At 43.1% G+C, this 19,903-nt stretch carries 20 protein-coding genes; 3 read left to right on the forward strand and 17 right to left on the reverse strand.

Features of this window, described 5'->3' with window-relative positions:
* Positions 1-49: 49 nt before the first annotated feature.
* Positions 50-1,180, forward strand: coding sequence for a C1 family peptidase (locus tag ABIE50_RS26850; RefSeq protein WP_209865803.1), 1,131 nt, complete (start codon positions 50-52; stop codon positions 1,178-1,180).
* Between the two features lie 158 nt (positions 1,181-1,338).
* Here ABIE50_RS26850 and ABIE50_RS26855 read toward each other — a convergent pair whose 3' ends face one another.
* From ABIE50_RS26855 to ABIE50_RS26925, 15 genes are all read right to left on the reverse strand, one after another.
* A complete protein-coding gene (locus tag ABIE50_RS26855; RefSeq protein ID WP_209865806.1) occupies positions 1,339-1,626 on the reverse strand; it encodes an acylphosphatase in 288 nt (95 codons plus the stop codon).
* A 442-nt stretch (positions 1,627-2,068) separates the two neighbouring features.
* On the reverse strand, positions 2,069-2,668 hold the full coding sequence (locus ABIE50_RS26860) for a 2'-5' RNA ligase family protein (RefSeq protein WP_209865809.1): 600 nt from the start codon (positions 2,666-2,668) through the stop codon (positions 2,069-2,071).
* 131 nt (positions 2,669-2,799) lie between these two features.
* Positions 2,800-3,561, reverse strand: coding sequence for a triose-phosphate isomerase (gene tpiA / locus ABIE50_RS26865; protein ID WP_209865812.1), 762 nt, complete (start codon positions 3,559-3,561; stop codon positions 2,800-2,802).
* 9 nt (positions 3,562-3,570) lie between these two features.
* The gene (locus ABIE50_RS26870) at positions 3,571-4,749 is read right to left on the reverse strand and encodes a putative sugar nucleotidyl transferase (RefSeq protein ID WP_209865815.1); all 1,179 of its coding nucleotides are present in this window, start codon (positions 4,747-4,749) and stop codon (positions 3,571-3,573) included.
* Between the two features lie 67 nt (positions 4,750-4,816).
* The gene (locus ABIE50_RS26875; protein ID WP_079473370.1) at positions 4,817-5,068 is read right to left on the reverse strand and encodes a type B 50S ribosomal protein L31; all 252 of its coding nucleotides are present in this window, start codon (positions 5,066-5,068) and stop codon (positions 4,817-4,819) included.
* A gap of 75 nt (positions 5,069-5,143) precedes the next feature.
* Positions 5,144-5,635, reverse strand: a complete 492-nt coding sequence (locus tag ABIE50_RS26880) for a YajQ family cyclic di-GMP-binding protein (protein WP_209865818.1) — start codon at positions 5,633-5,635, stop codon at positions 5,144-5,146.
* 92 nt (positions 5,636-5,727) lie between these two features.
* Complete coding sequence (locus ABIE50_RS26885) at positions 5,728-6,462, reverse strand: head GIN domain-containing protein (protein ID WP_142687632.1); 735 nt, start codon at positions 6,460-6,462, stop codon at positions 5,728-5,730.
* 44 nt (positions 6,463-6,506) lie between these two features.
* Positions 6,507-7,589: a hypothetical protein gene (locus ABIE50_RS26890; RefSeq protein ID WP_209865821.1), complete on the reverse strand. Its 1,083-nt coding sequence runs from the start codon at positions 7,587-7,589 to the stop codon at positions 6,507-6,509.
* Complete coding sequence (locus tag ABIE50_RS26895; protein WP_209865824.1) at positions 7,573-8,133, reverse strand: hypothetical protein; 561 nt, start codon at positions 8,131-8,133, stop codon at positions 7,573-7,575. The genes ABIE50_RS26890 and ABIE50_RS26895 overlap by 17 nt, the downstream gene beginning before the upstream one ends.
* Complete coding sequence (locus tag ABIE50_RS26900) at positions 8,133-8,699, reverse strand: RNA polymerase sigma factor (RefSeq protein WP_209865827.1); 567 nt, start codon at positions 8,697-8,699, stop codon at positions 8,133-8,135. The genes ABIE50_RS26895 and ABIE50_RS26900 overlap by 1 nt, the downstream gene beginning before the upstream one ends.
* Before the next feature lie 336 nt (positions 8,700-9,035).
* Positions 9,036-11,513: a TonB-dependent receptor domain-containing protein gene (locus ABIE50_RS26905; protein WP_209865831.1), complete on the reverse strand. Its 2,478-nt coding sequence runs from the start codon at positions 11,511-11,513 to the stop codon at positions 9,036-9,038.
* Between the two features lie 466 nt (positions 11,514-11,979).
* Complete coding sequence (locus ABIE50_RS26910) at positions 11,980-12,915, reverse strand: DUF2167 domain-containing protein (RefSeq protein ID WP_209865834.1); 936 nt, start codon at positions 12,913-12,915, stop codon at positions 11,980-11,982.
* Between the two features lie 168 nt (positions 12,916-13,083).
* Positions 13,084-13,515, reverse strand: coding sequence for a hemerythrin domain-containing protein (locus ABIE50_RS26915; RefSeq protein WP_209865837.1), 432 nt, complete (start codon positions 13,513-13,515; stop codon positions 13,084-13,086).
* Positions 13,516-13,523: 8 nt separating this feature from the next.
* The gene (locus tag ABIE50_RS26920) at positions 13,524-14,825 is read right to left on the reverse strand and encodes a prolipoprotein diacylglyceryl transferase (RefSeq protein WP_209865841.1); all 1,302 of its coding nucleotides are present in this window, start codon (positions 14,823-14,825) and stop codon (positions 13,524-13,526) included.
* Between the two features lie 127 nt (positions 14,826-14,952).
* The gene (locus ABIE50_RS26925) at positions 14,953-15,411 is read right to left on the reverse strand and encodes a BrxA/BrxB family bacilliredoxin (RefSeq protein ID WP_354028197.1); all 459 of its coding nucleotides are present in this window, start codon (positions 15,409-15,411) and stop codon (positions 14,953-14,955) included.
* A 197-nt stretch (positions 15,412-15,608) separates the two neighbouring features.
* Here ABIE50_RS26925 and ABIE50_RS26930 point away from each other — a divergent pair, with 197 nt between their 5' ends.
* Together ABIE50_RS26930 and ABIE50_RS26935 are read left to right on the forward strand one after the other, a co-directional pair.
* Positions 15,609-16,061 (forward strand): Hsp20/alpha crystallin family protein, encoded by a 453-nt coding sequence (locus ABIE50_RS26930; RefSeq protein ID WP_142687623.1) that lies wholly within the window; start codon positions 15,609-15,611, stop codon positions 16,059-16,061.
* Positions 16,062-16,216: 155 nt separating this feature from the next.
* A complete protein-coding gene (locus tag ABIE50_RS26935; protein ID WP_209865844.1) occupies positions 16,217-17,050 on the forward strand; it encodes a hypothetical protein in 834 nt (277 codons plus the stop codon).
* 381 nt (positions 17,051-17,431) lie between these two features.
* Here the strand turns inward: ABIE50_RS26935 and ABIE50_RS26940 are convergent, their stop codons facing one another.
* Entirely contained in the window at positions 17,432-18,832 is a 1,401-nt protein-coding gene (locus ABIE50_RS26940; RefSeq protein ID WP_142687621.1) for a type III PLP-dependent enzyme domain-containing protein, read from the reverse strand.
* A 258-nt stretch (positions 18,833-19,090) separates the two neighbouring features.
* Positions 19,091-19,720, reverse strand: coding sequence for a WbqC family protein (locus tag ABIE50_RS26945; protein WP_209865847.1), 630 nt, complete (start codon positions 19,718-19,720; stop codon positions 19,091-19,093).
* Between the last annotated feature and the right edge of the window lie 183 nt (positions 19,721-19,903).

Raw genomic sequence — 19,903 nt, forward strand, 5'->3', positions numbered from 1 at the left:
ATTATACGGGTTCACTTATCTTTAGGTTAATTATTTAACGAGATAATATATGAAAGCATTTTGTTTAACCCTTACTATATTCATCGCCGTAGCAGCGGGGGCACAGGAGAAGGGTGTTGTAATAAGTAATCTGGGCAGCGGTAAGATCAATGCAGCCACCCCGGTTAAAAACCAGGGGATGACCGGTACCTGCTGGTCGTTCTCTTCTACTTCCATGGTAGAGTCGGAATGTTTACGCAAAGGATTACCTGAGCTGGATCTGTCTGAAATGTTCACCGCCCGTAATATCTACATAGAGAAAGCCAAAAATTATGTACGCCGCCAGGGCTTTGCCCGCTTCGACGAAGGCGGACTGGCACATGATGTGATCCACTCCATTGCCACCTATGGTATCGAACCGGAAAGCGTTTACAGCGGTTTAAAAGGCAATGCCACCACACATAACCACTCGGAAATGGTGGTGACCATGAAAAAATATCTCGATAGTATCATCAAAGTATCCCCTGTACCAGACAATTGGGTATCAGAGTTTACGGGCATCCTCGATAAATACATGGGAGCCCCTCCTGCCAGCTTTGAATATAACGGTAAAACTTATACGCCGCAAAGCTTTGCTAAAGAGGTCGTAAAGTTCAATGAAGACGACTATGTTTTCCTGACCTCCTTTACACATCATCCATTTTACAAGCCCTTCATCATTGAAGTACCCGACAATTTTTCCAATGGCGCCTACTATAACGTGCCACTGGCGGAACTTACCGGTATTACGGAAACAGCCCTGCAAAAAGGCTATACTGTATTGTGGGACGCAGATGTAAGCAATCATGGATTCACCAGCAGCAAAGGATTTGCGTTGCTTACTTCCCCTGGAACCACGTTAAAAAAAGACAGTATCGATCCGGATGTAGCAGAACCCGCTTACACACAGGACTCACGGCAAAAGCTATACGAAGAGCTGGTTACACAGGATGATCACCTGATGCACATAACCGGTATTGAAAAATCGCCAAAAGGTAAAACCTTCTTCCTGGTAAAGAACTCATGGGGCAAAAACTCCAGTCCTTTTGGGGGATACATGAATGTGTCTGAAGCTTATTTCGCTGTAAACACTATTACAATCGTTGTTCCCAAAGCGGCACTGGATAAGTCCTTCCAGAAGAAGTACACCAGCACCAACTAGTTCATGCATGACAAAAGCGCAAAGAAATTTTCACGGTTGTATTCAGTTGCTTTGCTCCGTAAAATTTCTTTGCGCCTGTTGTCTGCCGGTCACGGATAACTTTATCTGCGATTGATTGGCATAGGTAACGAAGCACCAGCTGTTACCGGACCAGGGATTTATGAATAAAGGATAGTAAACCCTTTGATATTTTGTACATCACCATCGGTGATCTCCAGTTCTTTCACGGCGGCCATTGCCGGTCCGGACCTGCACCACGCAATAAACCGTTCCATTTCTTCTGCTGTTCCCTCTGCCAGGATCCACACACTTCCATCCAGCAGATTTTTTACTTGTCCGTTTATATGCATTGAATCAGCTACCCGCTTTGCATTAGCTCTGAATCCTACTCCCTGCACCCGGCCTTTCACAATGATTTCTTTGTGTACAACTGTCCTCGTTGCCATAAATTTATAACGATTTTCCCTGTAATGTTCTTCTTCGGATGGAGTTATATTACATGAATACAGCCCCCATACAAAACATACTAAATATTCGTCAAAGATACAAACAACCGGAAAACTTATTACAGCCGGGGTAATTCAGGACATACTAAAAAAGAAGAATCAGTTAAACAAACAACCCTCTGAACCAGGATTTACCGGATTTATGATTCGCAGCAACCTATGAAATGCGCCTACGGATCTAATAACCACTGCATCTTTATAACTAACCTGTAACAGCAGCTGAAAGTTTGCAGTAGCAACAGTATGAAAGGATGGTTAACTTGAGGGAAACAAACACTGATGAAAATTGATATAGGGGATAACAAATTATTTACCCGTAACATTTCACCAATCCTGCGAATCTACCATCCGGTAATTCCTGCATCAGATTATAGTTCACTGCCTAAGCAGCAGCATAATTAAATAATGAACCTACCATGTGCTCAATATCTCCAAACACAAAATCTTTTACCCGCTCATACTTACCACCGGACGCCGGTCTTTTCAACAGGCTAAAACAGTGACAATTAAAGCTGCGTACGAAGATCTGTTGCGCCAGTAATGGCATCACCATATTTACTTCTGCATCCTGCAGACCTCTTGCCAGCATAATATGCGGTTTGAATATCTGCGGCTTCAGTTCAAAAGCCTGCATAATACTACGGTGCAAATCAATCAGCGGTTTGGGGTTAGCCACATTGATGAAAACGCTGTTATGTCCGTCTGCATGTCTCAGGGCGTCCATCTTTGCCGTATAAATAGCAAAACCAGCCTGCTTACGCGCTACATCTTCCAGCATATCTACAAAATCATCCTGGAAACGCTCAGGAAAAGCAGACCTGAACAAAGCCACATGAACCGGTGCAGCAGACATCTTCGTATCGCCTAGCTCAGTTGCTATAAACTGACGGATACGGGTAACATCTTTCGCTACCAATGCATCCGGATTCACTACCACCAAATAATCAAATATCTCTTCCGAAATTTCATAATTCGTATTCATAACCTGATATTTTAATTCTCCCTGTTAGAATGACAATACGAATATACAACCTTTTTTCAGAAATACTAATTTTTTTAGCATTATTTACTAAAAAAATACGCAGCTACTACAACTGCGTATCTCTCAATTACTTAAGACAGCTTCTCAATAATCGACACAAAATCAGCCGCCACCAGGGAAGCACCACCAATCAAACCACCGTCAACATCCTCATTGGCAAACAATTCGGCTGCATTTCCGGGTTTCGCACTGCCTCCATATAAGATAGTTGTATGCAGAGCTGCCTCACGGCCAAATTTATTAGCAATCTGCGAACGGATAAACGCGTGCATATCCTGTGCCTGTGCAGCACTTGCTGTTAAACCGGTGCCAATAGCCCAGATAGGCTCATATGCAATCACCACATTTTTCAGTTGCTCAGCAGTAAGATGGTATAAGCTTTCCTCCAGCTGCCTGGCTACATAAGCATTCTGGGTTTCAGCCTGCCTGATTTCCAGTGGCTCGCCACAGCAGAAAATTGGCTTCAAGCCGTTAGCCAGCGCCTGGTCTATCTTCTTAGCCAGCATGGCATTGCTTTCCTGGAAATATTCCCTTCTTTCTGAGTGTCCCAGGATCACATAATCAACCCCTATTGATTGCAGCATCTCTGCGGATACCTCGCCGGTAAAAGCCCCTGATTTTTCACTGTAGCAGTTCTGCGCTGCCACATAAAAACCCGGGTAATTTTTCAGCAGCGACTTCGCCTTCTGTAAATAAGGAAACGGAGTAGCCACAATTACTTCCTGTCCTTCTTTCAGTTTCAGTCCTGCCTGCAGGATATCGTTGATCAGCTGCTCACCCTGTGCCAGCGTAAGGTTCATTTTCCAGTTACCTGCAACAATTTTCTTTCTCATACTGTGATATTAAGTTTTAAGGTCTTTCTGATTTATCTGGACATATAATGCTTCCAATACCTGCCTGTCCTTTTCCGTTAGTTCCCGGCCTTTTAACGCCATCCAGCTGCCGGCATCCTTCAGGGCTTCTGCCAAACGGTAAACTCCGTCGCTCCCCCAGCTGAAAGACTTCACGAATTTTGGTGGGAAATGCCCGCCAAACACATTGCAGGATACCCCTATCACCGTACCGGTATTCAGCATGGTATTAATACCGCATCTGCTGTAATCTCCCATCAGCACCCCGCATTTTTTGCCTGCGGATACCGCTTCTCCCTGCCCTTCCATCCATACTTTCACGTCAGATACATTATTCTTCAGGTTGGAACCTGATGTATTGGCACCCAGGTTGCACCATTCCCCTATCACCGCATCCCCCAGGTAACCATCATGTCCTTTGTTGGAGTAACCAAACATCACGCTGTTCTTGATCTCACCCCCACCGGTACAATATGGCCCCAACGTAGTAGCCCCATATACTTTTGTTCCCATTTTCAATACCGCACTCTCTCCCATCGCAAAAGGCCCCCTGATCATACATCCTTCCATCACTTCCGCGTTTTTCCCGATATAAATCGGTCCTGTATCCGCATTCAGTATGCTATACGCTACTTTAGCGCCAGGCTCCACGAAAATGTCCGTATGATTGTTCTGTTGATTGGTGTGTGATAAGGTGGCAGATTCCCTGCCGGTTGTAAGCAGCTGATAATCTGCCCTGATCGCTTTATCGTTGAGCGCAAAGATATCCCAAGGCTTATAAATTCCCAGTACTTCCCCCGGATAATTTTTCCGGTTGCCCGGAGACAGTAATGCCCCACCCTCTCCCAGCACCGCTTTTGCCAGTAACTGGTTGTCTTTATACAATTCCTCCTCCGGCTGCAATTCACGGATAGCAGCTACCAGTGCAGCGTCCGGTAGTATATGTCCACTTAGTAAGATGTTAACGGTTTGGCTGTCTTTGTACAACAGGGGGAATTTATCCTGCAGGTGCGGTACGGTGAAATGACTGATACCTGTACCCAACCAATGCTCCCATTTCTCCTGTATAGTAAGTATCCCTACCCTGCAGGCGGCAATGGGTCTTGTATGTGTAAAGGGGTATAACAGCTCACGTACGGGCGTGTCAAAAAGAATGTAGTTACGCTCCATAAGGGGCTAAAATAAAAAATCCCATCGATAAGCCGATGGGATTTCCCTAAAAATATTTTACTAACAACTATGCTTTCTTAGCGTAGCGCTTGTTGAATTTATCAATACGTCCTGCAGTATCCACCAATACATTCTTACCAGTATAAAAAGGGTGAGAAGTATTGGAAATTTCCAACTTAATCAACGGATACTCATTACCATCTTCCCACTTTGCAGTTTCTTTGGAAGGAGCGGTAGAGCGGCTTAAAAAGCTCTCACCGTTTGACATATCTTTAAATATCACAAATCTGTAACTTTCTGGATGGATTCCCTGTTTCATATCAAAATTATTGTAAATACAGGGTGCAAAGTTAACCAATTTTCTTTAACACCCAAAGATTATTCTTAAAAAAAATCAGGATTTCATGTTTACATACTGCAAAGGTATACCCAGGTTGGATTCCTTGGCCTTTTGTATTACTTCCTGTAAATCATCGATCTTCTTCCCTGTTACCCGTACAATATCATCCATAATAGCCGCCTGTACCTTTAAACCGGCATCCTTGATCATTTTTACGATCTTTTTGGCATCTTCCTGTTTGATACCGTTACGTACGGGTATTTCCTTCTTAAACACCTTTCCGCTCTGGTAAGGTTCCTTGCTCATATCGTAAATGCTGGCATCCAGTCCCTGGCGCATAGTACGGCTTACCAGTACATCGAGCACCTGGCCCAGCTTCATATCGCTTTCCACTTCTATGTTCAGCACCAGTTCTTTCTTGTTCAGCTCAATCTCCACATGTGAACCCTTGAAATCAAACCTGTTGGTAATTTCTTTCTTCACCGTGTTTATAGCATTATCCAGTGTCTGTAAATCTACTTTGCTAACAATATCAAAGGACGGCATAATAAAAAATTTTATATTCGAACAACAAATATAAAAAAGAAAAAGCAGGTAGAGAACTACCTGCCGCTATATACTCTAAATCTAACTTGTTATTATATCTTACTGATTTTACCCATTCCGGATATGAATTGGGTAATACTGGGTTCTCCTTTGTATTTTACTTTTCCCATACCGGAAATCACCACATTCAGGTTCTTCTGTACAAACACATCTGCTTTACCGGTACCGGAAATACCTAGTTTGGCCTCATCCGTGGTCAGGTCCAGCGCTGAAATATCAGCTGCACCGGAAATGCCATAGTCTGCCTTGTCTGTATTTCCTTTCAGGATAATATTACTTGCCCCGGAAACACCAACCTGCAGTTCACGGGTACGGATATCGAGGTTAGCATCAGCAGCACCGCTAAATGCCAGCTGGATGCGATCGCTGGTAAGCTTACCCTTACTGGTAAAGCCACTGGCTCCGCTGGCCGATAACTTATCTACTTTCTGCAAAGTGATATACACCCTGACTTCTTTTGTAGGCTGAATATTGTAGCCTTTCTTTGAATGAATGCTTAATTCGCCACGGGATATATCTGTTATGATATATGGCAACAGGTTATCTTCTGCCTCTACCCGGATACTATGGGTATTTCCCTGTTCAATGATCACTTTGTAAACCCCGGAAGTACTGATATCTGTAAAGGCAGATGCTTCCCGGGACTCCTGTTTCACATTTCCGTTTCCTTTTATCGTTTCCTCGTATGGGCGTGTAAAGGAAAGAAGCACACTGGCGGCCAATAACAATGGCAAGGCAATAAGACAATAAGCAGCAATTCGTTTCATAGTCAGTATTATTTAAAAAGATTTAGAATGGCGTTCTGATCTGTTTAATAATTATTCAGGTTTACATCAGTGTGTGTACCACGTATTTTTATGTAGGGAGATGATTCATTCCCTCCTCCCGCCACTGCGGTATAATGCAGTGTTGAATTCCTCTTGTTCGAAACCACATTCTTCAGCTCCAGTCCACCGGTGCTCAGGTCCCCGTTTACCAGGTTCGCTTCTATATACAGCGGCTGCCTGGAACCAAACCTGATATCAACATCTGAATACGTAAGCTGGAAATCAGCCTGCTTAAAGCCGTTACTCACCTTCTCTATCTTTACATTTCCATAGGTCATATTCAGATCTATCAGCTGCTGAAGTTCTTTTATCTTTATATCGGAATAAGTACTCCGGCCTCCTACAGCTCCTGCAACGTCTATTTTATAATCATCGTAGTTAGAAGATATCTTCAGGTTGCCCACCCGGTTAAAATTATACTCACTATAGTTGGAATTGGCATCGAGCGATTCCAGCTGTTCGCCACGGATATCGGAATAGTTCCCTTTCACAGAAACCCTTCCAGCCTTGCCGATCTTACCTTTATCACAGTAATTAATTTTTAAGACAAGATCCTGCGCTTCACGGATATCAAAGGTGCAGTAGTTCATTTCCAGGGTGGCCGGGAAACTGAATTTATCTGCAATCACATCCCCAAACTGGTTTTTCACCATCAGGCTTTGCATATTTTGCGGTATATAAATATCGTAGTCAATGTTCACATAGTCTTTGGAATCCATCTTGCCTCCCCACGAAAACCAGCCGGAACTGCTCTTCGACGGGTTATAGGATGTATTCAGCAATACCATATTGTTAAGCTGGCTCGCGTTCACCTCTACCAGTTCTGCAACAGCTTTTGCCTGCTCGTCATTTTTACCGAAGCCTGTTACGGTAATGGTCGCTTTAATTTCACTTTTGTTCCACGCGTGAAAAATAACCTTACCATATTTATTAGCGATGTTTAACGTGGCATTATCATTTACATTAAACTCCTTTACAATGGTTCTTTTGTAAGCAGTAGCTCCGTTGTGGGCCTGTGCCATCAAAGGCAGCAGCAGAAATAACAAGCATTTAAATTTCAGCTTCATATCGTTTTTTTGTATGACCGGGAGTTGCATGTTTTGTCTGTAACTCCTCCAAAATTTTATCCAACAGATCCAACTTCAGCTGGTAATAGCGCACCATGGCAGCACGGATTCTTTCATTGCCCGGATTATTTTTTAATTCTTTTTCCAGTGCTTTATAAGTATCGTTGCGAAGTTCCAGTTCCTTACGGGCAGTGCTGTCCAGCCCCAGCGTTGAATCGGGATAAGCCTCTATCAGCTGTAGTTTTTCGTTTATGCGGGAAGTATAGTAAACACCCGCTTCCTGTATGTCGGGCGCTAATACAGCAAGGTCCTGCTGCTGTTGCGGCTGACGGTTTTTTGTAAAGTAAAAAAGAGCACCGGCATTGGCCAGCAATACTGCTATCACGGCCGCTCTGAACCAGTTTTTCTGTAACAGTGAAATTACCTTGCCCTTACTACTGCCCGTCAGCTCCTGCTCCAGTGCGGCCCAAACCCTCGGTGAAGGCCCCTGTTCCTCAAATTCGTCCCGGTGCTGGCGGATAAACCCTTCAAAATTGTCTGGCATTAACGAGTTACATTTTGCTGTTTTACAATTTGTCTTACCTTCTCCTTTGCACGCATATACTGCGTTTTGGCAGTGGATTCGGTGATACCCAGCATTTCTGCTATTTCCCGGTGTGAATACTCTTCAAAAAGATAGAGATTCAATACGGTACGGTATCCCTGTGGCAGTCCGTGAATGGCCGACTTTACCGCGGCAACGGTCCAGGTAAACTGGGCCTCATCAATGCCTTCTTCTGCCATCACTTCCACTTCTTCCACTTCTTCAAAATACACTTTCTTTTTACGCAGCGCATTCAAACAGTGGTTTACCACAATCCGCTTGATCCAGGCACTGAGGCTGGCAGCTTGTTCCAGCTTATTAATGCTTTTATGTACCTGGATAAAAGCCTCCTGCAAAGTGTCTTCTGCATCACTCACGTTATTGGTCATACGCAGGCAAATGTTATACATCGCAGCCGAATAGGCTTCGTACAATTCACGAAATGCACGGACATCTCCTTTTTTGCAGCGTTCTACTATATCTGCTGCTAGTGGCGTCTGATTCAAGTTAGTGGCTGATACTTTCATTATAAAGACAGTAATTGTAAAAAAGGTTGCATGAAGCTGACGGGGAAATTTCCGGTTTAGTGCGACTTTATCCGTTTAATCAACAGCAAAACTCCGTTATCTTATTAATTATTAATTATTTATAGAGAATGGATGAAAGCGGGGCCCCGGTAAATTTTTTTCAAAATTATTGTAATGGCCTGTCGCCCTGTCTCAAATTTTACCAAACTGCCATTTCCTGTGATGAAACCGGCACATCTTTATCCGGTGCAAATGGTAAGGAAAACGCAGCCCGGTAAAGGGCCACGTTTTTCCCTCCTTATATACCTAAAAAACCATCTTCACAACAGGTCCGGCCTAGTTACCGCCCTGTTTTATACGATTCTGTTCTGCTTCCAGCCCGGTTTGGCGGTTACGGGCCGCTTTTACATTGTTATTTCCGAAGCGATAGTTAAAAGTTATCCTGAACTGCTGCGCATCCCACCTGCTGGAAACGGAAGTATATTTGCCCGCATTGTCAAAGTCGCCGCGGAAATAATTGGTCTTAAACACATCCGTTACGTTCAGCTTCACCGATCCTTTTCCTTTCAGCACTTTCTTTGATACCCCCAGGTCCAGGGAACACATAGATTTCATTTTAAACAGGCCTTCTTCCGTTACCTGTGGGGATACATAAAAGAAAACGGCTTCGGCAGACAGGTCCTTGCTCAGGGTGAATGTTTGCTGGGTACGTCCGAAGAAGCCGGCAGAAGATAATTTTACCTGGTTATCATTTACCACTGTTTCAAACATTACATAGGAAACGGAAAACGTGGTAAAACTCATCCACCATTTGGTAACGGGCATCGGTACCGTTACATTCAGGCTAAAGTTGTCTGATTTTGCCACGTTCAGGTACTTGTACCGCAGGATAGACGTATCACCGGTAGATTTATCCACGTCTGCTTCCAGTATCCTTGTCATCATATCTTTGGTATGTGAATACCCTACTGAGGTGATCAGGAAATCCCTGAACGTATGCGTGATTTCAAAGTTGTTGGAATACTGTGGCCGCAGGTTAGGATTACCGGACTCCTTGGTATACCTGTCCAGATAAAATTCAAAAGGGTTCAGATCTTCATAGCTCGGGCGCTGGATACGGCGGCTGTAGGTCAGCCCCAGTGTATTATCCTTATTCAGTTTATAGGTCAGCGCCATGCTTGGAAACAGGTTGAAATAAGTGGAATCATTCTTTACCTGTGTTTGTTGCTGATCTTTCATGGAAGTGGAGATGCCGGTAATATGTGTTTGTTCACCGCGCAATCCCAGCTGCACATGCACTTTTTTAAACTGCCTGCTGTAATTAATATATGCTGCATTTACATTCTCCTTGTAAATAAAGTGATTAGAACGGTTCTCATCCAAAATCCAGTTACCCGTTCTGAGTGAGTCGAAGCGTGCATCGTTATCTGTTTTCACGAAGCTTACTTTTGCACCCACTTCAAATTTGGCCTGGTTTTTCAGTGGATGCGTGTAATCAATTTTTGCCGTTTTAATGTCAATATTGGATGGCTGGTTATTTCGGGAAGTGTCGCTGCCCAGAATTCCCTTCTCTCCTCCATCGCGGGATACGGCGTATATAGTGGCCAGTTGTTTTTGTGTATTCTTTGCATAATCCACATCAATATTCAGTTCCTTACCGGTTGTATCCAGGATACCACGATAGTTTAAGTTAAACGCATTACGGTTCCAGCTGCTGATTTCATTTGTATGGGTTTTCAGCACCGAGTCCACTTGTTTGCCGTTGCCAATGCGGGTAGTAGCAAAACTGGGAATGTTGCGGTCGCCGCCGGATAGATCAGCCATTACGCCGATGGTATGTCCTTTACTGATAAAGTAGTCGGCTCCTATTTTACCGGCTTTGTAATTGGATTTCGTGTGCATATTGTTTGTCTGGTCATATACACGGTACTGGTTGTTTTCAGTAAGGGAGCGGAACAGGCCAATATCTTGCTGTTGTTCACGGTGACTGTAATTGCCCGAACCGTAAATATTAAATTTTTCATTGCGGTGGTTCAGGTTCAGGGCGCCGTTCCAGCGGGGCCAGGTACCATAGCCTGCACCTACGGTTACGTTACCATTAGTACCGTAGTTTGTATTCTTTTTCAGTTTAAGGTTAATGATCCCAGCGTTGCCGGCTGCGTCATACCTGGCGGAAGGATTAGCGATCAGCTCTATCTGGTCTACATTAGTAGCTGGCATACTTTTCAGCAGCTCGGCAACGTCCTGGGAGCTCATATTGGTTGGTTTGCCATCTATCATAATTACCACCCCGCTTTTACCTTTCATGGAAATATTACCGTCTTTGTCTACCGTTACAGTAGGGGATTTTTCCAGTACTTCCATAGCGGAGCCGCCGGATGCGGTGATGCTGTTTTCCACATTCACCACCATTTTGTCGGCTTTCTGCTCTACAAAAGGTTTGCGGGCAGTTACGTCCACTCCTTTTAATGTTTTGGATGCTGCTTCCAGTGTTACAGCCGGCACTTTTACGGAGCTGGCGGCTACTTCGAATGCGGGGCTGTAACGTTTGGTCATACCAACTGAAACCGCAGCGATCAGGTATTTTCCCTGTTTTACCTGTTCAAATTCATATTTGCCATCTATATCTGCAATGGCTCCTTTTACTAAAGAGGAGTCTTTGGCTTTTAATAAGGTTACAGTAGCAAACTCTACAGGTTTGTTGCCGGGCTGGGTTATTTGTCCGGTTACTTTTGGGGCAGTTTGCGCAAACGAAGTCAAAGCAGTAACTAACACGCTCATTGTTAATGTTATAGCTTTAAAATTTGCTTTCATATATGGGTGATTTAGAGTTTAAAGGTTGTCGATTCAGATTTCTTTAGTTCTTTAGTTTATATACTACAGTAGTTAAACTACTACAGTAGATCATCAACTACAATGTAAAAGTAGGTATTATGTATTACACAGTACATAGCATTACACAAGCGGTCTATAGATAGGGACGAATGGTAAAAAGCTATGGAACGATTAAAAGACGACTGGGGAAAAAGAATGTTTCATGGGGATTGGGCCTAAATTAAATAGTGGTGTTAATAGAGGATGACCGGTATTATAACATGACTAATTCTTCGGCTTCTTGTTTTCAGACCAACGGGATTACTGAAAGAACGATAAGCCAGGCCGCCGGTATTGAAATGGAATCATACGGTTGAGGTATACCCGAGCCATCCGGAAGAGCTGTTTATTGGATTAACAGAATAAACCGTTTTTTAGGGAGATATTCAACGGGGCCAGCCATTCTTTAATTCAACCGTTCATCAACCCTGATAATTTTCCGGTAACCGGACTTACGGCGATGATGGTAATGATTCATTACATAAGCAAATAACATTGTGCAAAAAAGCACCGATAACATGGAGAGCGTATTCCTTAAACCAGATAGCAGGTTGTCAATCGATAGCATTTTACCAGATAAAGAAGCTGCTGCAGGCGTCCAGCGGGTAAACTGATCTGTACGTGGATTATAATCAGCATAGCGGTTTCCCGGCGTGAAACGGGCGGCACCGGCTATTACCGTCAATTGCTTTTTAATTTGCTCCAGCTCTGTCACCTTGCCTATTGCCGTGAAGCATAGGGCTCCTTTTCTGCCCAATAACCTTAATTCATAATTCAGCATAGGTGCTTCGTTCTTACCAAAATGTAAAATGCGCGCCCAACACAGGGAGTGATTGCCTTTATTATAATAAGGAGTAAAGGCCCAGTCCATACCTGAAATCGGCCCGGCGCCCTTTCTGCTTCTCAAAAGATTTTCGTTCTTCAACTCCTCTTTCATTTCCGCCAGCAACTTCGTGTAATCGATTTTCCGGATCTCCGTCTCCTCCATAAAACCAGATGGTTCAAAGGAAATCACAACTCCACGGAAATCTTTATCCATAGGCCCCATCCTGTCGGGCAACAATACTCCGAGGGTATTCGGGTTTTCCGGGTTGCCCCACAAGTGCTCTACAAGCACACGGCTTTGTGCAGCATCGAGCAGGCGGTAGCCTTCAGGTACATTTAATATTGTACCCTGCCCTAACTCTTGTTCACCTGCTTTATAATGAAAGGAAGCAGCCACCATTTCAGACGAATCCAGCTTATCATACCGGCTAAGGCTGTCTTCCCTGGATAAACCCAGGGCGCTGAAACTAACAGCCAGGCAACCCGATACAATCACACTGCAAAAGAACGTACGCATAACACCAATTAAATAGCCAAGGTTATTTACCAGCCTAACAAACAGGATAAACCGCTATAAAATTTACAGATAATTATTGAGGCTATATTACAGATACATAACGCTACTATAACTCTACCGAAAAAATAGTGCTTAATTCAAAAAGTGTCAATAACACGTTAAATACATTTATGGTTGCTCCAGTTTGAGATCATCAAGTATATGCGGCAGCTCATTTTGCAACAGCTCAAAAAACTCCCGCTCCTCTTTGCGGATATGCGCTTCCAGGCTGCAGGCCAGTATATCCATTGCGGCATCCATATCTGCGCTGTCTGTTAGGGTACTATACATACGGGAAATAATCAGGTGTTCTTCCTGCAGTTCCCGGATCATTGCGTCAATTGCTTCATGCCTGCCGGCGCACTTCTCAAAAAGATATTCCTCCTTTTGAATATGCGGTACCATCAACTCATGGAATACTTTTACGATATACTCAAACCTTGCCTGCGTTTCGAGGGGAAATCCTTCGTATGGCGCGGCATCTTTTTTTAAATAGCGGCATACAAAGAGAAGACGCTTGTGCTCGTGCGACAAGGGCACTAATGAAGTGTGACGTTGCATAGACTAAATCAGGAAAGCTTATTTGCAGCAGTATTATTTTTACGATAGATGCCAATCAATATAATACCGGCAATAACCAGGAGCGTGGAAATAATTTCGGCCTGTGTAGGATGAAAACCAAAAATGTCATACCTGGTATCTACCCTGATCTTCTCTATAAAAAAACGCTCCACTCCATTTAATATCAGGTAAATACCAAAAATAACACCGGGTATCTTTATTTTTTTGCGGATGGCCCAGAGAATTCCGAACAATACCAGGCAAACAATAATTTCATATAACGGTGTAGGATATACGGCAATTGGCAGCACTTTACAATACTGGCCGTCGCAGCCGGCAAGCTGTATGCCTTCTTTAATAACATTGTGCGGATAACCGTAGGCAAAGAGCCAGTCTGGCAGAAATCCCAATGCCGCCGGTTTTTCAAACGCTGCATGCGGGATCTTCTCTGCTGCTGCATATTGCTGCTGAAAAAAACCTGCATTTTTCTGAACCATATCCTGGAATGTGGCTGGTGCCATTTTCACAGTATGCCCGGTTGCTGCGTCCACAGCATACGCGCTGTTGTAAATTCCCCAGTCGCCATCACCTGAAAAATGGCAACCCATTCTTCCGATCGCATAAGCCAGCATCAGCGCAGGCGCTGCGCTATCGATCAGCGCACGGATATTGAATTGCTTTTTGCGGGCATAGCTAATGATCACGATAGCTGCTACTATCAGGCCACCATAGAAGGTTAAGCCGCTGAACGACAGTAAAGCTCCAACAGGATCCTGTACGAAATCGCTCCAGTTTTCGAGGTTGTGGAATATTTTGGCGCCTATTAACCCTGCGATGGCGGCCATTACAATAATATCCGGCACCCGGTGGTGCGGCATTACCATCACCGTTTCCTCTTTGGGTTTGGGAAGTGCCTGTTTCTTTTTCGTATAATATTTATATCCCGCCATGGCTGCAGCCACAAGGATACCTGCAACAAAACTGCCCTGGCCTGAAAATACAAACGACTGCAAATCCTGGGAAGCAGTATCCCACTGAAAAAAGATCCCAAGAATCTTGTATCCTATTATAAACCCTACTACTGCGTTTCCGATCAGTTCTCCCTGCGAAGCCGGAAGCCCGGTAACTATTTTTTCAGGTATTCCTTTCAGCAATCCAAGCGCTTCATAGCGTTTGAGCTCACGCGTTAAAATATAGGCGCCGGCCAGAAAGGCTATCGCAACAAAAAAACCAAACGTCTGGAAAATCTTTAAAAACGGAATCTCTAAGCCAAGCAGATCTCTGAACGCGTAATATAGATTAGGATACATAGCCGAAAAAAAATTGGTGATCTGAATCTTCCTATGAACAAAGCCGAATTTAATCAAAAGGAAAATCAAACCACCAAAGTACGATGCAATTTCGAATTTCTAAATCGGAATTTAGAAATGTGAATATTTAGCAATACTGTTCAAAAGCGTCAGCCAGGTTTGCAGCAATCATTTGCGCAGAACGGCCTTCGATCATATGGCGCTCTATAAAATGCACCAGTTCACCATTTTTAAACAGGGCTATCGCCGGAGAAGAAGGAGGATAAGGCATCAGGTGAGTACGGATCTGTTTTACCGCTTCACCATCAAAACCTGCAAAGCTGGTAGTGAGCCTGTCGGGTTTCTTTTCGCTGTGCGCTACTGCCAGCAATACGCCCGGACGGGCTGTACCTGCAGAACAACCACATACAGAGTTGATCACAACAAGCGTGGTACCTTCCTTCTGCAATGTGCTATCAACGCTTTCCGGTGTCAGCAATTCTTCAAAGCCATTATCTGTTAATTCTGCCTTCATTGGCATTACTAGTTCCGCTGGATACATATAATTTGAGTTTTTTCTGTTTGTATTTTTTACAAAGTTAGTCATATGTACCCAAAAAGTAAACAATTGGATGATCAAATAGACTTTTTGACACAAAGAATACAATTAATACGTCATAATGTCATAATCTGTAACCTTTTTACTAACAAAATAGCAGTTTTCATGGCATGGTATCCCATTTGATCTGTACCGGATATCAGACAATAAAATTGATTTCACACTAAAAAAATTTTATAGCAACTATGACACACATTAAATTTAACCACAGCCCGCTTCCCAAATCATTTGGTGGATTAGTAGAAGATATTCTCAATGGAGGATTAAATAAGTATGTAAAGGATGATTTTCTGACCAACGATTTCTTTACCACTCATCCTCCGGTAAACATTGTTGAAACTCCTGAAGCTTTCGTTGTAGACGTGGTAGCACCCGGTTTCCTGAAAGAAGACTTCAAGATCAGTGCAGATGACAAGACAATTACCATCAGCGCTGAGAAAAAAGCAGAAACAAAGAATGAAGGTGATAAACAGGTACGCCGTGAATTCAACTTCAGATCTTTCAAACGCTCCTTCACTATCAGTGAACTGGTAGACGCAGGTAAGATTAATGCAAAATATGAGAATGGAATCCTGAAAGTGACCCTTGGTAAAAAGGAAAACAAACAGGATGCCCCGAAAGAAATAGTAGTGGAATAAGGGAAGCAGGCTTCCTGCAAAGGAAGTCAGCTGTAGTAACATGAGGGTTAAGAGGGATGCCTGTAAAGGCGTCCCTTTTTTAGTGTATAATTCACACAAACGTTGAATCTTCTATTGTTTATTATACAATAATTTGCCTGTCTAAGCACGCACTCATGACAAAGCGCTTCCCGAAAGGCTGGTTACTCATAAAAAGCATTTACCTGGTCACTGAAAAAGCAGTGATCGGCAACATGCTTCTTCATACAGAAAATACATACGAACAGGCGAAGATCAGACTGATCTTTGATTACGCATTCTTTTATATCGTGCTGCTGCTTAGTTTCCTGTTTGTAAATATGCTCAGCAGGAATACAGTAAATATGATCATCATTCCCATGATCATTCTCGACCTGGCCGTTTGCCTGCTACTACTGAGAAAAGGGGTGAATGCCAGAACAGTAGGGTTGTTTGGCTCCTTTTCCACATTGGTACTTCCTATGCTTTCCTCCTTTCTGAATAACCAGGACCTTGGGCCCAAATACACGTTGATATGGGTAATGAGCATCCTTATCTGCTACATTACCGTAAACCTGTTCACAGCCCTTATATGGAGCCTGATCCTTTGCGCCTACCTCATTGCCGTTGCATGGATCAAGATCAATAATGTAATGATATTCGTCACCCCTGGCTATTCATCGGCCTCTCAATACCTGGCCAATCCGTTTACAGTGGGAATGTACCTATGGTTCTTCATCAGGGCACTGGGCCAATACTACCGCAATCTTATTTCCATGGAGCAAATGAGAACAGCCGAAAAACAAAAACAGCATTTATCGCTGATCAACCAGCACCTTACCAAACAGTTCCTGCTGGTGAAGGGCTTTTCTGCATCCGGGAAAACAGCTATTATAAAGGGAGAAACAGAGCTGCTCGACAGCTGCTTCAGTGAAATTGAAAAGCATTGCGGCTCAGCCATCGATTATCTCAATGATTCCCAGGGCAAATAAATACCTACACATAGGTGTTATAAAAGAATGCTGCCGGGTTGATACTATTCCTGCTATACTAATATGTAAATATTAGCAATTGCATTTTTTTCAGGCATTATGATAATAAATTCATCATTCTTCAGGAAATCAGCCCAAAAACAGATTAGAAAAAATTACAACTTTTAGGGCTTACCCATGCTTCGCGATAACACTATCTTTGGCGCATCAAATATTCATCTCCTATTTTCCTTATGCCGGATGAATATCATCTAACCTATGCCATGATAGGGCTTTCAGTAATGGAAGCCTTTTTTTATCATACTGAGAGAAGAAAAAATGAAAAAAAATAAGCCCCCCGAATAATCGGGGGGCTTTCAGTAGGATTACTAACCCATTTTTTTAATAACCCAAAATTTTCAACATGCTCTGGGCGGTTTGCTCTTTGGCATATAACCAATCTTTCAACTGCCCGTTCTTGTCATATCCCACAATCACATGTTTGGGTGAAGGAATAAGACAGTGCTTGATGCCGCCGTATCCGCTGAGCTGATCCTGATAGGCCCCTGTATGGAAAAATCCGATATACAGCGGTTCTCCGGATGCCTGTTGCTTTGGCAGGAATACTGCGTTAATATGTTCTTCAGATGTATAAAAATCGTATCCGTCGCAGGTAAGTCCGCCAAGATGCACCTCCTGGTATTCCTGGTCCCATTTATTAATTGGCAACATCAGGAACTTTTCTCCGATCCCCCAGGTATCAGGTAACGTGGTAATGAAAGAGCTATCGATCATATACCAGGATTCCCTGTCGTTCTGCATCTTCTCTCCAATTACGCTATATATTACCGCACCGCTTTCTCCAACTGTAAAGGAACCAAACTCTGTGTAAATGTTCGGTACAGGTACCTTGTTCTTTTTACACATGCTCTTGATATTGGCAACTATCTCGTTTACGATATAATTGTAATCATAATCGAAGCCCAGAGAGTGTTTGATCGGGAAACCACCGCCAATATTGATGCTGTCCAGTTCAGGGCAGATCTTCTTCAGCTGGCAGTAGAGGTTTATTACACGGTTAAACTGGCTCCAGTAATAAATATCGTCCTTAATCCCCTTGTTCATGAAAAAGTGCAGCATTTTCAGCTCAAACTTCTCATTCCCTTTTATCTTGTCCACATAATATTCAAGAATATCACGGGGAGGAATACCCAGCCGGGAAGTATAAAAATCAAAACTTGGCTCTTCTTCTGCAGCTACCCTCAACCCAAGTTTCACCTTATCCTTGCTCCTGATATTCCGTTTATAATCTTCCAGCTCTTCCTTATTGTCAAGCACCGGGATCACATTCCTGAACCCGCTGTTGATCAGCCTTGCTATCGCCCTGGTATATGCCTTGGTTTTAAAGCCATTACAAATTACATAGGTCTCTTTATTTATCTTCTTGCGCTCGTATAATTTATTGACGATATCAATATCGTAAGCAAAAGAAGTTTCAATATGTACCCCATGCTTCAGGGTTTCCTCCATAATAAAGGAGAAATGCGAGCTTTTAGTACAATAGCAGTAGAAGTATTCACCTTCGTACCTGTTTTTCTTAATGGCGTCATGGAACATTTTTTTCGCCTTATTGATCTGCATCCCTATTTTGGGAAGAAAGGTCAGCTTAAACGGTGTTCCATACTTGTCGATCAATGCCTTAATATCCAAACCATTGAATTCCAGGTAGTTGTCTTTTACATCAAAGCCCTCCTGGGGAAACTCAAAGGTCTGTTTTACCAGGTCTGTGTAGGTGTTGTTCATTTAGTACTGCAAATGAATTTTAGGAATTAGTAATAGAAAAAAATAACAGGATAACAATCCATTTTTCCCTCACTGGGAAACTCCTGGTTTACACACCTACGTCAGTTCGAACCCCAGCAAAATAGGTTGCAAATCTAAAGATTTTGTTGATTGCCACCTTTAATTTTTTTCGGGAGGTAGAGGCTCCAAAAGCACAATTACCCGGGCAAATATACAAACAATTACAAGTCAACAAGTTAAATAATATTATTCACAGGTTTACCGGTCATTTTTCAATATTTCCAAAGACTGTTTCCCTTCACAGAAAAGCAGGTCAAGAATGCTCAGTCCGGGGATAAAACCAGTACGTTCCTGGAACACCTGCGTATAGCCGGGCTCGCCTTGTATTACCGGCCCCGGCAATATGCTTTCCCTGGCATCTGTTACACCGGGCACTACCTTTTCATAGCTCTCCGTATAGATCACCGGCACTTTAATGCCGAGCTTGCTGTTCATCCATTCGAAGCATGCCATGTTCCAATCCATTAAAAAATGAAATGGTTTTTCAAACAAGCCCTGCAGATCTTCCTCATAATATTCGAACCAGGGCGAACGCCTGTAGGCAGACACGAGCGTTTTCCAATGCAAGCCCTGCCATTTCTCCTCGTTACTGATCCTGACATCCTTCATCACCGTCCGCTGATTTTTTCCTCTTGCCAGGGGAACGCTTAAAATCATACGGCCGTTTGGCCCGGCAACGTAACAACGGTTCCTGTAACTGAGCTTTTGATAGTGCTCATATTTCTCTATCTTTAATATATCATGCTTAACTAAAGCTTTGTATGAATCAATTGGCGGAAAATATTGAGATTCAATCAGTAATATCTTCTCTTTCGCGTTCTCTGTCATAATGTCAAAATTTTGGATGCAGATGTTGAAATTCCGTTTGTTTCACGTGACAATCACTTATACCTAAATACTTAACAATTAATTTTAAGTAGATGAGAAACAATTCATAGAATTATTAATCATATGCTAAATAAATTAGCACATAGTACTTCCGGTAAAAAATCACCGAAGTGCAAAAATACT

Source organism: Chitinophaga sp. OAE865, assembly GCF_040546735.1.
GTDB classification, from domain to species: Bacteria; Bacteroidota; Bacteroidia; order Chitinophagales; family Chitinophagaceae; genus Chitinophaga; species Chitinophaga polysaccharea_A.